The organism is Candidatus Sulfurimonas baltica (assembly GCF_015265455.1).
Taxonomy (GTDB): domain Bacteria; phylum Campylobacterota; class Campylobacteria; order Campylobacterales; family Sulfurimonadaceae; genus Sulfurimonas; species Sulfurimonas baltica.
Genome location: NZ_CP054492.1, coordinates 99,348 through 113,199, shown reverse-complemented (window position 1 = coordinate 113,199; position 13,852 = coordinate 99,348). Strand labels below are relative to the sequence as shown.

13 protein-coding genes are annotated in these 13,852 nt (G+C 36.4%); 8 read left to right on the top strand and 5 right to left on the bottom strand.

Features of this window, described 5'->3' with window-relative positions:
• Genes HUE88_RS00555 through HUE88_RS00545 form a run of 3 tightly spaced genes read left to right on the top strand, consistent with a single transcriptional unit; the run spans nt 1 to nt 4,907 of the window.
• Nucleotides 1–3,147, top strand: a complete 3,147-nt coding sequence (locus HUE88_RS00555) for an efflux RND transporter permease subunit (RefSeq protein ID WP_194370055.1) — start codon at nt 1–3, stop codon at nt 3,145–3,147.
• Nucleotides 3,144–3,674, top strand: a complete 531-nt coding sequence (locus HUE88_RS00550; protein WP_194370053.1) for a hypothetical protein — start codon at nt 3,144–3,146, stop codon at nt 3,672–3,674. The genes HUE88_RS00555 and HUE88_RS00550 overlap by 4 nt, the downstream gene beginning before the upstream one ends.
• A 9-nt stretch (nt 3,675–3,683) precedes the next feature.
• Nucleotides 3,684–4,907, top strand: a complete 1,224-nt coding sequence (locus HUE88_RS00545) for a DNA recombination protein RmuC (RefSeq protein WP_194370051.1) — start codon at nt 3,684–3,686, stop codon at nt 4,905–4,907.
• 8 nt (nt 4,908–4,915) lie between these two features.
• On the opposite strand, the gene HUE88_RS00540 is transcribed toward HUE88_RS00545, so the two are convergent.
• The 4 genes from HUE88_RS00540 to HUE88_RS00525 form a co-directional block, all read right to left on the bottom strand.
• Nucleotides 4,916–6,163: an ATP-binding protein gene (locus tag HUE88_RS00540; protein WP_194370049.1), complete on the bottom strand. Its 1,248-nt coding sequence runs from the start codon at nt 6,161–6,163 to the stop codon at nt 4,916–4,918.
• A gap of 124 nt (nt 6,164–6,287) precedes the next feature.
• The gene (locus HUE88_RS00535) at nt 6,288–7,946 is read right to left on the bottom strand and encodes a GMC family oxidoreductase (protein ID WP_194370047.1); all 1,659 of its coding nucleotides are present in this window, start codon (nt 7,944–7,946) and stop codon (nt 6,288–6,290) included.
• Nucleotides 7,943–8,446, bottom strand: coding sequence for a gluconate 2-dehydrogenase subunit 3 family protein (locus HUE88_RS00530; protein ID WP_194370045.1), 504 nt, complete (start codon nt 8,444–8,446; stop codon nt 7,943–7,945). Before HUE88_RS00530 ends, HUE88_RS00535 begins: the two co-directional genes overlap by 4 nt.
• Before the next feature lie 11 nt (nt 8,447–8,457).
• Nucleotides 8,458–8,898, bottom strand: a complete 441-nt coding sequence (locus tag HUE88_RS00525) for an HvfX family Cu-binding RiPP maturation protein (protein ID WP_194370043.1) — start codon at nt 8,896–8,898, stop codon at nt 8,458–8,460.
• Between the two features lie 292 nt (nt 8,899–9,190).
• Between HUE88_RS00525 and HUE88_RS00520 the strand changes: the two genes are divergently transcribed.
• From HUE88_RS00520 to HUE88_RS14055, 3 genes are read left to right on the top strand one after another with little or no spacing between them, the layout of a single operon-like run.
• Nucleotides 9,191–9,448: a hypothetical protein gene (locus HUE88_RS00520; RefSeq protein WP_194370041.1), complete on the top strand. Its 258-nt coding sequence runs from the start codon at nt 9,191–9,193 to the stop codon at nt 9,446–9,448.
• Between the two features lie 14 nt (nt 9,449–9,462).
• Nucleotides 9,463–10,917 carry a DUF3373 family protein gene (locus HUE88_RS00515; RefSeq protein ID WP_194370039.1) on the top strand — a complete coding sequence of 485 codons (1,455 nt, stop codon included), beginning with the start codon at nt 9,463–9,465 and terminating at the stop codon, nt 10,915–10,917.
• Nucleotides 10,918–10,944: 27 nt separating this feature from the next.
• Nucleotides 10,945–12,585, top strand: a complete 1,641-nt coding sequence (locus tag HUE88_RS14055) for a methyl-accepting chemotaxis protein (RefSeq protein WP_272872702.1) — start codon at nt 10,945–10,947, stop codon at nt 12,583–12,585.
• 64 nt (nt 12,586–12,649) lie between these two features.
• Here HUE88_RS14055 and HUE88_RS00505 read toward each other — a convergent pair whose 3' ends face one another.
• The gene (locus HUE88_RS00505) at nt 12,650–12,982 is read right to left on the bottom strand and encodes a hypothetical protein (protein ID WP_194370035.1); all 333 of its coding nucleotides are present in this window, start codon (nt 12,980–12,982) and stop codon (nt 12,650–12,652) included.
• 114 nt (nt 12,983–13,096) lie between these two features.
• On the opposite strand from HUE88_RS00505, the gene HUE88_RS00500 reads away from it, so the two are divergent.
• Complete coding sequence (locus HUE88_RS00500; protein ID WP_194370033.1) at nt 13,097–13,303, top strand: hypothetical protein; 207 nt, start codon at nt 13,097–13,099, stop codon at nt 13,301–13,303.
• Nucleotides 13,300–13,851 (top strand): GNAT family N-acetyltransferase, encoded by a 552-nt coding sequence (locus tag HUE88_RS00495; RefSeq protein WP_229860109.1) that lies wholly within the window; start codon nt 13,300–13,302, stop codon nt 13,849–13,851. Before HUE88_RS00500 ends, HUE88_RS00495 begins: the two co-directional genes overlap by 4 nt.
• Nucleotide 13,852 lies beyond the last annotated feature (1 nt).

The window sequence follows — 13,852 nt, the reverse complement described above, 5'->3', positions numbered from 1 at the left end:
ATGATTGAAAAACTAATAGAATTCAGTATTAAAAATAAATTTTTAATACTTATGATGACACTCTTTTTGTCAATGGGGTCTTACTATTCCATAAAGAACACTCCGCTTGATGCACTACCAGATTTGTCTCCTCCACAAGCAATTGTGCAGATAAATTGGCCAGGTCAATCTCCTGAGATTATAGAAGATCAAGGGACGTACCCTCTAGTTTCTCAATTTTTGGCAATTGCAGATATTGACACAGTTCGTGGATACTCTACTTATGAAAACGGTCTTATCTATATTATTTTTAAAGAGGGGACTGATCTTTACTGGGCAAGAAGCCGTGTACTTGAGCAACTCTCCGCTATACAGTCACAACTCCCTCCATCAATGGCCGTTTCACTTGGTCCTGATGCTTCGGGTGTTGGCTGGGCTTATGAGTATGCACTAACATCAAAAACAAAAAATCTGGCACAGCTTAGAACTCTTCAAGACTACTATTACAAATATGCACTTATGGGTGTAGACGGTGTCTCTGAAGTTGCTTCCATAGGCGGCTTTGTACCGACCTACCAAGTAAGCGTAAACAATGACAATCTTATTAGGTACGACTTAAGCATAAATGATGTTGCACAAGTTCTAAAAGCAAACAATAACGATACAGGCGGACGGATAGTAATAGAAAATGGTTTTGAGTGGATGGTTCAGGCCAAGGGCTATGTTCAAGATTTGGATGATATCAGAAGGCTTGTTGTAACTCAAAAAGGTGGCGTTGCCGTTACACTCGGTGATATTGCACGAGTTGAACTTACACCGGCAGCTAGGCGTGGCGTAGCAGATTTAAACGGTGAGGGTGAAGTTGTTGGCGGTATTGTACTGCTGCGCTACGGAGAAGATGTTTACTCGGCAATAAAACGTATAGACAAAAAAATGAAAGAGCTAAAGGTTGATGATGTTGATGTTGTTACTGTTTACGATCGCTCGTCTTTAATAGAAAAAGCTGTAGAAACACTAAAGAGTACACTTATAGAAGAGAGCATAATAGTTGTCGTCATTATTGGTCTATTTTTGATGCACTTTCGCTCATCTCTTATTGTTTTAATAATACTTCCTTTAACAGTTGGTGTAACTTTTCTACTAATGCACTTGTTTAATATTGGCTCAAATATTATGTCTCTAGGGGGAATTGCTATTGCTATTGGAGCGATGGTAGATGCCTCTATTGTTATGATAGAAAATGCCCATAAAATGTTGCATAAGTTTGAGACTAAACACAATAGGTTGCCAACAAACCAAGAGAGAATTGATGTCATTTTAAAGTCTTCTCAACTTGTTGGCCGCCCAATCTTTTTTGCTTTGGCACTTATTGTTGTCTCATTTTTCCCTATATTCGCTCTCTCAGGTCAAGAGGGTCTGCTTTTTACTCCTCTTGCATTTACAAAAACATTTACAATGGGAGCAGGAGCAATCTTAAGTATCACCCTTGTACCTGTTCTTATGATATATTTTGTAAAAGGGAAAATCTTACCGGAAAATAAAAATCCGCTAAACAGATTTTTTATATGGCTTTATCACCCCATAATTGTTTATGGACTAAAGCTCAAATATCTTGTTATTATTCTTGTTGTCGCTTCACTAGGTTACATGTACCCGCTTTACAAAAATTTAAAATGGGAATTTATGCCTATGCTTAATGAGCAAAGCTTTATGTATATGCCTGTAACTCCCTATGGAATCTCTATAGACCAGTCAAAAGCTTTAACACAAAAAACAGACAAGATTATCAAATCATTCCCTGAGGTTGAGACTGTTTTTGGAAAAGGTGGACGTGCTAGTACTGCTACAGACCCTGCACCTTTAGGAATGTTGGAGACTATAATAACTCTTAAACCCCAAAGTGAGTGGCGAGAGGGAATGACATATACAAAATTAAGAGAAGAGATGGAAGCAGCTCTTCAAATCCCTGGGCTTGTAAACTCATGGACTTACCCTATTCGTGGACGTATAGATATGCTTTTAAGCGGTATTCGTACACCTCTAGGAATTAAACTCTACGGTCAAACTCCAGACGGACTTCAAAAATATGGAAAAATAATCGAGGATAAACTTCGTGGCTTCAATAAGACTCTCTCTGTTTTTGCCGATCAGGCAAGTGCAGGATATTATGTAGATATAGAGATAGACGAAGAGGCTCTTCAACGTTATGGCTTAGCAAAAGATGCACTGCTTGAGTATACATCTTTAGCTATTGGCGGTATGAAAATCTCTACTATGTATAAAGGTCTAGAGCGTTACCCTATCACTCTGCGTTTAGATGAGAGCGAGAGACGTTCAATTGATAGCATTAAAGATATTCAGATTAAAACTAAACTTGGCTTTGTCCCACTATCTACTTTTGCAGAAGTTGGGTACAGACAAAGTGCTTCTGTAATAAAGTCTGAAATGGCAACTCCTGTTACATTTGTGTACATTACACCAAATGACGGGGTTACAGCATCGGAATACAAAGCACAAGCTCAAAAACTAATTGATGAGATTGATTTTGATTCGGGCTATTACGTAGAGTGGGCTGGGCAATCTGAGTATCTAGAGTCAGCTATGGCTAAAATAGTATGGATTATACCTGCTGTTTTACTTAGTATTTTAGTTCTTATATATTTTGCGCTCAAAGAGATGGTTCCAACTCTTATTGTATTTTTAACCCTCCCTTTTGCTCTACTAGGGGGCTTAATCTACATAGATATGTTGAACTTTGCTATGAGTATAGCCGTAATTGTCGGCTTTTTGGCACTCCTTGGTGTGGCAGCTGAAACCGCAATTGTTATGATTGTTTACCTTCAAGAGAGCGTCCATGAGTCTAAAGAGAAGCATGGCAATGAATTTAATCTGGTGCACTTAAACAAAGCAATATATGAGGGTGCCGTTCAAAGAGTCAGACCAAAACTTATGACAGTATTTTCACTTCTTGCCGGACTTGCTCCAATCATGTATTCACATGGTGTGGGGAGTGAAGTAATGCAGAGAATTGCTGCACCTATGCTAGGAGGAGCTATATCTTCTGCTATACTAAGCTTGATAATTATCCCTATTTTATATGAGCTGTATGCAAAAAAAGAACTCTCAAATAAAAAAAGAGAACTTGAAAATATCGGGGAAGAAAAATGATGAAAATTAAAATAATTTTATTTATTTCACTAGCGCTGCTTCTACTAAGCGGGTGTGGTGAAAAAAAAGAAGAGAGCAAAGCTGCTCCGGGTATGAAATGTGGTGCTGGAAAATGTGGTGCAAATATGTTTGACGGTAACTCCGCTTTAGCTAAAAAGAAAAACAATATACTCTCTCAGATGCGTGAAAAAGACTCACGAAAAGATTGTGTAATGCAAGCAAAGACAACGAAAGAAGCGTATGATTGTGTCCGTGACCCTGACGGCATCAAGCTTATTTTAAAATGTGGAACAGGGAAATGTGGGGCAGCACCTGCCATGAAATGTGCTGCCGGAAAATGTGGTGCTTCGATGAATGAGCCTAAACCTAAAAAAGAAGCTCCAAAAGAAGCTGTAATGAAATGCGCTGCTGGCAAATGCGGTGCCTCAATGAATGAACCCAAACCAAAAAAAGAAGCTCCAAAAGAGATTCCAAAAGAAGCTGTCATGAAGTGTGCTGCGGGAAAATGCGGCAGTTCTATGAAATAATGAGTTTAAATGATTGAAGCTTTTTATGTAATTATTGGGATGATATTTGGCGTACTAGCTCTTTGGATTATTGTAATTAAGGGTATGCAAAACTCTCTTGATGAAGAGACTAAAAAAGTTGCAGCACTCTCAAATGAAAATGCTGTTTTGCATGAGCGGATAAACGGTATAAACCAGATGAGTCAAGAGAAAATAGATTTGCTTGAGAAAAATAAAGAGCAGATGAAGCTTGAGTTTAAAGAGTTAGCAGACAAGATACTCGAATCTAATTCACAAAAGTTCTCTACTCAAAACCAAGAAAACATAAGCAAGATGATAAACCCTATGAGAGAGCAGTTCAACGAGTTTAAAAAGCAGATTGATGATGTTTACATTAAAGAGGCGAAAGACCGTTCAATGCTTCAAGCAGAGATAAAAAGCATCAAAGAGATAAACCATCAAATGAGTCAAGATACTAAAAATCTTACCAAAGCATTAAAGGGGGAGAGTAAGACTCAAGGTGTATGGGGAGAGATGATTCTAGAGAGCGTTCTTGAAAACTCAGGCTTAAGACTAGGAAAAGAGTATGAGCGTGAAGTGAGTTTGGAACATGAGAGTGATGGAAGTCGTTATAGACCTGACGTAATAGTTCACCTCCCTAACACTAGAGATATTATAATAGATGCCAAAACTTCACTAACTGCATATGAGCAGTATTGTTCATGTGACAATGATAAAGATAGAGAGAGTTTTGCCAATCTACATGTAGCCTCTATGAAAAAACATATCAAGGAGTTAAGCGGCAAAGATTACACCTCTTTAAAAGGTGTTGAGACACTAGACTTTATCTTTATGTTTGTCCCCATTGAGTCTGCTCTGCTAATGGCTATGGAGTATGACAGTACACTTTTTGACCATGCTTTTAAAAGAAATATCATCCTAGTTGGTCCAACTACACTTATGGTCTCTCTTCGTGCGGTTGAAAACAGTTGGAAGTATGAACATCAACAAAGAAATGCCCAAGAGATAGCAAAAAGAGCCGGCCTTTTGTTTGATAAATTTGCAGGGTTTGTGGAGAGCGTCGAGAGGCTTGGAAAACAGATAGTTACCGTACAAAAAACCTATGATGAGGCTTACTCAAAAATGCATCATGGTGCAGGAAGCATTACCAGCCAGTTTCAAAAGCTGGAAAAACTTGGAGCCGCAGCGAGCAAAGAGTTGCCTGAACACATAAATAGAATGGGAGAAGATTAGTAGCTTTATCAGTTTAATAGAAGAGATATAGGCAATACTAAAAATTTATAGCCATCTTTTTGCATCGGTATTATATGCTCACCCATGTAAAAAACAAATCCACCCCTAAAAAGTTCTCCGCTATTCTGGGCTAGTTTTACAAGTCCTCTTAGCTCTGAGCTTTTTATATTTGTAGAAGATTTTACTTCTATGCCTATTATATTTGTGTTACTCTGTTCTAGTACAAAATCAACCTCATAATCAGCATCTCTATAGTGATAAATCTTAGTTGTTTTTTGAGAATATGTTGTATGTTTTAAAAGCTCTGCATATATAAAGTTTTCAACTAAATTTCCAAGGTGTTCTCTTTGTGTTAGAAGCAGTGCTTCTTTATCTATACCCAGAAGATGCGAGGCTAAACCTGTATCTGTAAAGTGAATTTTAGGAGCTTTAACTTCTCTTTTACCTCTGTTAGTAAAGTAGGGATTTACTCTTTTGACAAGATATAGTGCTTCAAGTATCTCTATATCTGACTTTACTGTCATATCTTTTATAGCTAGATGTTGAGATAAGGAGTTATATTTTAAAAGATTAGCATTGTTGTGTGCTAGGAGTGAGAGTAGCTTAAATATCTCAGACTTGTTCTCCTGACTTACACGCTTTATAAGACTTAAATCCTTCTCAATACGAGCTGCAATGTAACTCTCAAACCAAGCAGAAGATACTCTTTGTGACTTATTATAAACGTCTGCAAAGCCACCTTTTACGATTATCTCAACTTGTTCCTCAACACTAATTGCTTTAAAGTTCCTATCTGAAACCTCTTCACTAAATAACAAATCTATTAAGTTCTCACTTTTATGGTGTATCTCATATTGAGAAAAAGGAAATAGATTTACACTTACCATTCTTCCCGCGAGTGATTCATTGATAGCACTCATTTTAAACAAATCAGCAGACCCTGTTAAAAGGAACATTCCATTTTTGTTTTCTTCATCTACTACCATTTTTAACGCTTTTACTAACTCTATTGCCATCTGTATCTCATCAATGACAGCAGGTGACTTTGCTAATTGTTTTGCAAAAGTTATTGGGTCATCTTTTGCAGCTTTTAAGATAGTCTCATCATCCATTGTATAGTATGAAAAACCAAGCTCTTTGGCTATCTCTTTACTAAGGGTAGTTTTACCAGATTGTCTCGGTCCTGCGATAGTTACAATTTTAAATGATTCTAGTAGTTCTAAAATGTAAGGTTTGATATTTCTTTGTATAAACATAGTTGCTCCATAATTATGAATTATTATATCATATATTATGAGTTATCAGAAGTATTATTATGATTTAACTTAATAATTTACTCTTTTGTTCTACATGTAGAATGGGAGAAGATTAGTAGCTTTCTCAACCATATAGTGAGTCAAGTATAGCATCTGCAACTCGAAAAGAGTTTGCATAAATAGTCCAAGTATACGGGACGCTTCCCCCAGTTGGCATAAAACTAGCATCTGTCACATAAAGATTGTTAAGCTCATGTGCCTTGCAGTTTAAATCCAAAACTGATGTTTTAGGATTTATTCCAAACCTGCACCCGCCAGCCACCAGATTTGGAGGGGGAGAGGCTGAAATATTTACAGATATATCTTCTGCTCCCATCATCTGCAAAACAATTCTTGCTTTTTTTGCTAAATACTCCCCAACCTCGACATCCCTGGGATGCGAGTAGAGGTTTATAGCTCCAACTTTTACACCATATTTATCTTTTACTTTATCATCTATGGTTACATTGCAGTAATCAGTTGGCAGCCAGTCGTTAAAAACTTCAAATGTCAAAACTCTTGAAGTTGTAAGATTTTTATGTATCTTTTCTTGAAGTTCCTTACCCCATAAAAGATGTCCGTTGTCACCATACATCTCTCTGCTGGCACGACTTATAATATTTGCATGTTCAAATAAAAAGTCTATAGTCCCGCCTTTGTACTTTTTCTCTCTGTGTTCGTACTCGTACCAATCCTGCAAGGAACGGTTAAAAAAGAGTCCAGGCTCCATTAACTCTTTTCGTTGTTCAGCTGTCAGCGATTCAAACCTGAATCTCCCTGTGCCACTTCCTCCCGCAGAAAAAATCAGATTTTTTCCAACTTCTCCACTATTGTTTGCCAAACCTTTGGGAAAGTGTACATTTTTAGAGTTTAAAAGAAGTCTTGATGTCTCGATTGCCTGGGCAGCAACTACAAATATATTCGCCTGAATAGTGTGACTTTTAAGATTTTTGTCATAGTAATGTGCTTTAGTAACTTTATGTTTATTGCTGTCAAGCTTATAAACAAAAGCATCAGTAACTATCTTTGCATTGCATTTTTGAAGCAGTGCAGCTCTTGCACTCCCCTTAGCCCCTGTTGCACACCCATAACTTCCGCAAAAGTTAGAATAAGAACAACCGTTTCTACCTAGTGCATTATGGGATAAAACAGCTCTTGGAGTTGGTATACTCTCATAACCCAACCTTCTACATGTAGAATCAAACCATTTAGTAGCACCATTGACTTCAAGCATTGGATATGGAAAGTTTTTTGTTGAGCGAGGCTCTAGAAATTTATGTTTTTTAGCATCTCCTGAGACCCCTATAAGTTCCTCAACCTTTGTATAATATGGCTCTAAATCTTTGTAGCTTATAGGCCAATCTACAACATTCGCCCCTTCTATCTCACCAAACTTGCTTTTTAGGCGAAAATCATTCGGTTTCATCCTGTGAAAATAACCGCTCATAAGGTTTGAAGAGCCCCCAACCATTGAGCCGTTCCAAAAATTCCAGTTGTATTCACTACCTACATATCTCGTTACAGAGCCATCTTTTTCTCTATCATTTATTACATGTTGCTCATCTTTTAAGAGCGGAGTAAAGAGAGACCTTCTGCTAACTGCTATCTCATCTTTAGAGAAATCTTCCTCTTTATAATTAGAACCTTTTTCCAAAACTATTACTTTGTATCCAGCTTTAGAGAGTTCATAAGCTATTGGTGAGCCACCTGCTCCACTACCCACTATACATATATCATACTTCACAAAAGTGCCTTTTTTGGTCTTGGTAATCCAGATTTATGATTTAGCCATTTCCAGCCTACCTGACCCTTATTCCCGCCATAAATCGGATCTCCGAGCATAGCTTCAAACAGATAATTCATAATAGTTTTAATCCAACTCTCTCCCCAATTTGTCTCTGCTATATCTTTTAGTGTCTCCTGCCGCTGTTGCCATGAGAGCGCTGAGTATAGTTTTTTATACTTTAAAACCGCCTCTTCATTGAGCCACTTAACTCCATCTTTTATAAAAGCTTTATCTTCATCAGTGACACGGGAGTGAGAGAGTATCTGAGTTAGGTAGTAAGTTGCGTTTATCTCTTTAGTATGTGGGAACAATGGGGTAGAGGGGAATAAATCACCCTGCACCATAGAGATAGTCTGCATTGGAGTAACAGCACCAAAGAGTTCACTCCCACATGTAACAAATACAACTGAACTTAGAAAGCTATTTTTTAAAAATAATCTGCGTGAATTAAAAATCATAGTTTATTATACTAATTTTTCTCGCCAAATATCAATCTATCCAAACTATACTTCCCTGCTCCGTTGGAAACAAAGATAAATAAAAATATCATATAGTAAAGCGGAATCTCAAAACCATTCTCTCCTGCTGAAAATCCATGTGGGAGATGCACCGTTACAATTGCAACAATCATCACAACTATAAGAGGCAAAGATATAGCCCTTGTAAATAGCCCTAAAGTGAGCAATACTACCCCTACTATCTCTGTTGTAGCTGCCATATAAGCATTTAAAAGAGGCAGAGGAATTCCCATTGAGCCAAACCACTCAGCAACATTCTCAATACTTTTCCACTTCATCATAGCCGGCTCGTAAAACCCGTAAGCAACTATTAACCTTGCTATAAGCAAAGAAAGTGGTTTAAATAAATCACCTACATGTGAAAAATTCATATACAACTCTTTGAGTTTCATAATAGACTCCTTTATGCACTTTAGCTTAAAATTATACTTATAGAGCGTGCACTCTTTGTGTAGTAAGAAATAATTGAAGCTTCTGATCAATTATCCAATTATTTATGATGCACTTGGCTGAGAAAGAGTTTAAAGGCTTGACCTCTTAAAAATATTTTAAAACTCTTTATGAGGATTTTAGGGCAAGTTTAAAAATGTTATATAATGCTGGATTATATATTTTATTTGTTTAAGAAAATTAACGAATACTTTATGATATAATTTCAACACTATATTACTAAGGAAGTTAACAATGAAAATTTTTCGTTTATTTTTAGCCTTGTCTGTTGTTGCAACGTTATCATTTGCCGGTGGCAAGGAGCTTGCGGTTCAACTTGGTTTAAACGCTAGTTCAAAGGCCATAACACAGTGGGAAAAAGTCTTCGAAAAAGACAAAAAGATGGCAAAATATGGCATAGACAAATTGTCTGATGCAGATAAAACTGCTTTAAAAAAGTATTTAACAAGTCATGCAGCGGATTCTGATCATCCTGAAGCAGCAGGTATATAAAGATGGAGTTTAAAATGAAAAAAGTAATGAAATTAAGTTTAGCGGCATCTATTCTAGCTTTAGCTATGAATGCAAATGCATCAGATGATATAAATTCAAAAATAGATAGTCTTCAAAAACAGATTAATGAACTAAAAAATTCTCAGCTTGATGTTAATGATGAGCTAGAAGAGCGTATTGATGAAGTTGAAACACTAACTATGACTGATAAAATCCAGTTTGGTCTTGACTTTCGTACACAAATGAACAACTTTGATGCAAAAGATGCTACTGGTAAAAGCTCAAAAGACAACAACTTGTGGACTAACCGTTTAAGATTAAACCTTAGTTCACAAATGACTGATGACATGAAGTTTAAAGCTCGCCTTAGTATGTATAAAAACTGGGCTGGAGATGGTGTTGGTAATATAAACACTATGTCTAATGTTGATATGATTCAAGGTAGAAGACCTAACGACTCTACTCTTTTTGTAGAAAGAGCATATGTAGATTGGACAGCAATTAAAGGTGATATTCCTGTAACATTTACAATTGGTCGTGGTCCTACTTCAGATGGTCCTTCTCACCAGTACAAAGACAACGGTGTTCGTAAGGCAACATACTCAGCACTTAGCTTTGATGCTATTGCAGATTCAATCGTTGCTACTCTTAACTTACAAAAAGTATCTGGCGTTAATGGAATGTCTCTTAGACTAGCTTATGGAAAAGGTTCTCAAGATAGTCAACCTGGAAGCTATGTAGGAAATCATCTTGGTGATGCTATGGAAGATATGAACTATTATGGTACTTTCTTTGAAACAGGTCTAGGAATGGAAGGTTCATTACTACAACTTAGTACACTATTGACTAAGGATGTTGTAGCGATGACTCCAGGTAATGCAAGTATTGGTGATCTTCAGCTTTCTACTGCTATGTTAGAGTTTACAAACATCAAGAGCACAGGTATTGACTTCTTTGCTCATTATGCTGTTTCAAAAGTTAAACCTAACGGCGCATATGGTTTAATGGATCCTAAAAGCCCAATAAGCATGACTAATCCACCTATGGGATTTTTAACAAATACTCCTGGTGATACATCAACAAAAAGTGGTAATGCTTTTTGGGTAGGTACTAGATACACTATGCCTTTTGAGTCTATGAATAATCCTCGTATAGGTATTGAATATAACAAAGGTAGTAAAAACTGGTTTAACTTTACTCAAGCTTCAAACTCTTTAACAAACAAGCTTGCGGCTCGCGGTGATGCTATTGAGGTTTACTATATTCAACCTATTAACCGTTTTGCACATATTCGTATTGGTGCAGAGATGATTGATTATGATTATACTATGAGTGGTTTCCAAGTTGGTGCACCTATGTCAATGTCTCAAGCTAATCAAGCAGCAACTATGATGGGTGTCACTGGATTTCAAATGGGTGCTATAGATAAACTAAGCAATTATTATTTAGTTTTTAACGTAACTTACTAAAAATATAAAAAGGCATATATAATGTTGATGGAATTAATTAGTAGACTAACTATTAAGTTTAAAATAATTAGCATAGTTCTTTGGGGCTTACTATTTTTAAGCATAACAAGTGCTGTTAGCTATACTGCCTTTAGTGCTTCAAAAAGTAACTTTGAGCAGCTTAAATCAAAACAGCTATACCTTATCGATATCTCTAATGATATCGGTGAGTCCATCACATCATTACAAAATGTCTTTTTAACAGCTGCTTCATCGCAGCTTGCACTTCAAAGTGATTATAAATCAAAAAATGATAAAATTCAACAAGATATAAAAAAATCTGTTTTAGAACTTAAAAAACTATCTTTAGAAGAAGAATTTAACGAATTAAAAAAAATAATCGAAAATATTGAACTCAGGACAAAAGCACTTGGTACTATAGGCGTTGGCATGGTTAGAGAGTTTACAGACCCCGATGCAGATGCTGAAGATAAAGTTGATGCTATTGGCTCGTACAACTCGGTTGCACTTAAAACAAAAGATGAGCTTAATCATCTTATAGAATTCTCAAATAAGTCATTAAACAAGCAAATATCAACATTTGGAGAATACCTAAGCAACTCACAATCAAACGTTATAATAATTGCTTTAGTTGCGTTCTTTTTAAATATAGCACTTAGTACGGCATTTGTTTTGGTTATCCAAAAATCATTAAATACCTTACGAGAGGATGTTGAAGGCATAGAAAGTGCAAAAGACTTTACTTTCATAAAAGCTGGACTAAAAAAGAATGAAATTTCCAATGTTTATTCAAAATTAAACAGTCTGATTTCATCTACGCGAGAAGCTATAAACGACTCTAAAAACAGTGCTGACGACAACAAAAGAGTTGTAAATGAAATAGATGCCCATTTTGTCAACATGACAAATAGTATGAATAGCACAGCAAACATAATCAAAGACACAACCGAATTCGGTGAAAAAACAGTCATTATGATAAAAGAGGCTATGGATGATGCTGACATTGTAAGGGAAGATATAGCAAAAGTAAGTCAAATACTTGATGATGCAAGTAAAAACATCGTTCAAATGATAGAAGAGGTGCAGAAAAGTGCTGAAATTGAAATGGGTTTAGTGGATGATTTATCAACTCTAAGCAATGATGCTCAACAAATAACAGAGGTTCTTACTATTATCGGAGATATAGCCGATCAAACAAACCTTCTTGCTCTAAATGCCGCTATTGAAGCTGCACGTGCGGGTGAGCATGGACGTGGATTTGCCGTTGTTGCAGATGAGGTAAGAAAGCTGGCTGAAAGAACACAAAAAAGTTTAGTTGAAATAAATTCTACTGTAAGTGTGATAGTTCAATCAATCAATGAGGCAAGCGAGAAGATGAGTTCCAATGGTAAAAATATCCAAAAAATAGCAGAAATTTCATCAAACGCAAAAGAGCAGATTGAAAATACAGTTATGACAATGAACGAAACAACAATTGCGATGAATACTTCGCTAGATGCTCTTAATAAAACTGGAGATAGTACGAACCACATCATTACTAAAATTGGTGAGATTAAGACAAACGTCGACAGTGATGTTCAAACAACAAAAGTTATATCAGATGAGATGAAAATTCTTGATAATAATGCTAAAGCATTAACTCAAAAATTATCTCAATTTAAAACATAATCAGAGAGTTTAAAAGCAAACTCTCTTAAATACTATTTTAAGAAGAGTTAGATAAATTTTTAAATCAACCGCACTTACCAGTGCCACATTTCATTGTTTTTTTAGGAGCTTCTTTGTCTCCTCCACATTTCATTGTCCCTTTTTCACCGCCACATTTCATTGTCCCTTTTTTACCGTCTTTGCACTTAGTTCCATCACAGTCTTTAATGTCGCAGTTCTTTTCAGCGCACTTATTTGCAGACTTCATTGAGTCTCCGCACTTACCCGCACCACATTTCATTGATTCCTTAGGAGCTTGTTTTTCTGCCCCACCACACTTCGCGCTCAGAGTTGTCACACCAACCCCTGTAAATAGAGCTGCACTTAGTAAGAGTGCCGATAATTTTAGAGTCTTCATTATTTTTCCTTATATTTTGGTGTAAAAATTATATATTATAAGTGTGTAGTGTTTGTGTAAAGAGCAAATAGTTTTGTAGTATAATAACATCAACAATAATCATTAAGGACAATTATGAGAGAGCCTGTAGAAGAGTTAGAATCAAGACTTGAGAGAGCATTACTAAGTATAGAGAACATTGCTGAAAAGGTTGCTGATAAAAAGATGGATGCGTATGAAGGTTTCATGGAGACTGAAAAATATAGAGATATCATAGTGGAGATTGGGTATAAGCTTAAAGAGGTAGGCATTGATATAACTACAAGAACTGAGCAACTTTGAGTGTTACTTTATATTTTCTCCGATCTACAGAACAAAAAATTGCAGAGGATATGCTCCACTTTGCTTATCGCTTAGATGAAGTTGCAAAAACTGTAGATGATATTTGTGAACTTGAAAAATATACCCAAAACTATGGACTAACAAACAGAGACTTGGGGCTATATGCCCTCAAAGAGAATAAAATTGCCGGGGCAATCTGGCTGCGTTTACTCAAAGAAGATGATAATGCAAACGGATATGTAAACGACAATACTCCGGTGCTGACGATAGGAGTTAAGCCTGAGTTTAGGGGAGAAGGGGTAGGCTCTTCAATGCTTGAGCAACTCATCTTGGAAGCAGGCTCACTATATGAAAACATAAGCGTAAGTGTTTTGAACAATAACAAAACAGTGAGTTACTTTGAAAAATTTGGTTTTAGCAAGATAGAAGAGTCGCTAGGTAAAAGTCCAACTGATGGCACTGAAGTAATGACTATGATAAAAGCAATCTCAAAAGAGTTAGTAAAACGCCCTAGTGACGGCTATGACCCTAGGAAATGGATGGACTAAA

Bases quoted from the DNA above. Each gene is read 5' to 3' on its own strand.
- HUE88_RS00555 (WP_194370055.1), top strand. From the start codon at position 1: ATGATTGAAAAACTAATAGAATTCAGTATTAAAAATAAATTTTTAATA.
- HUE88_RS00550 (WP_194370053.1), top strand. From the start codon at position 3,144: ATGATGAAAATTAAAATAATTTTATTTATTTCACTAGCGCTGCTTCTA.
- HUE88_RS00545 (WP_194370051.1), top strand. From the start codon at position 3,684: ATGATTGAAGCTTTTTATGTAATTATTGGGATGATATTTGGCGTACTA.
- HUE88_RS00540 (WP_194370049.1), bottom strand. From the start codon at position 6,163: ATGTTTATACAAAGAAATATCAAACCTTACATTTTAGAACTACTAGAA.
- HUE88_RS00530 (WP_194370045.1), bottom strand. From the start codon at position 8,446: ATGATTTTTAATTCACGCAGATTATTTTTAAAAAATAGCTTTCTAAGT.
- HUE88_RS00525 (WP_194370043.1), bottom strand. From the start codon at position 8,898: ATGAAACTCAAAGAGTTGTATATGAATTTTTCACATGTAGGTGATTTA.
- HUE88_RS00520 (WP_194370041.1), top strand. From the start codon at position 9,191: ATGAAAATTTTTCGTTTATTTTTAGCCTTGTCTGTTGTTGCAACGTTA.
- HUE88_RS00515 (WP_194370039.1), top strand. From the start codon at position 9,463: ATGAAAAAAGTAATGAAATTAAGTTTAGCGGCATCTATTCTAGCTTTA.
- HUE88_RS14055 (WP_272872702.1), top strand. From the start codon at position 10,945: ATGGAATTAATTAGTAGACTAACTATTAAGTTTAAAATAATTAGCATA.
- HUE88_RS00505 (WP_194370035.1), bottom strand. From the start codon at position 12,982: ATGAAGACTCTAAAATTATCGGCACTCTTACTAAGTGCAGCTCTATTT.
- HUE88_RS00500 (WP_194370033.1), top strand. From the start codon at position 13,097: ATGAGAGAGCCTGTAGAAGAGTTAGAATCAAGACTTGAGAGAGCATTA.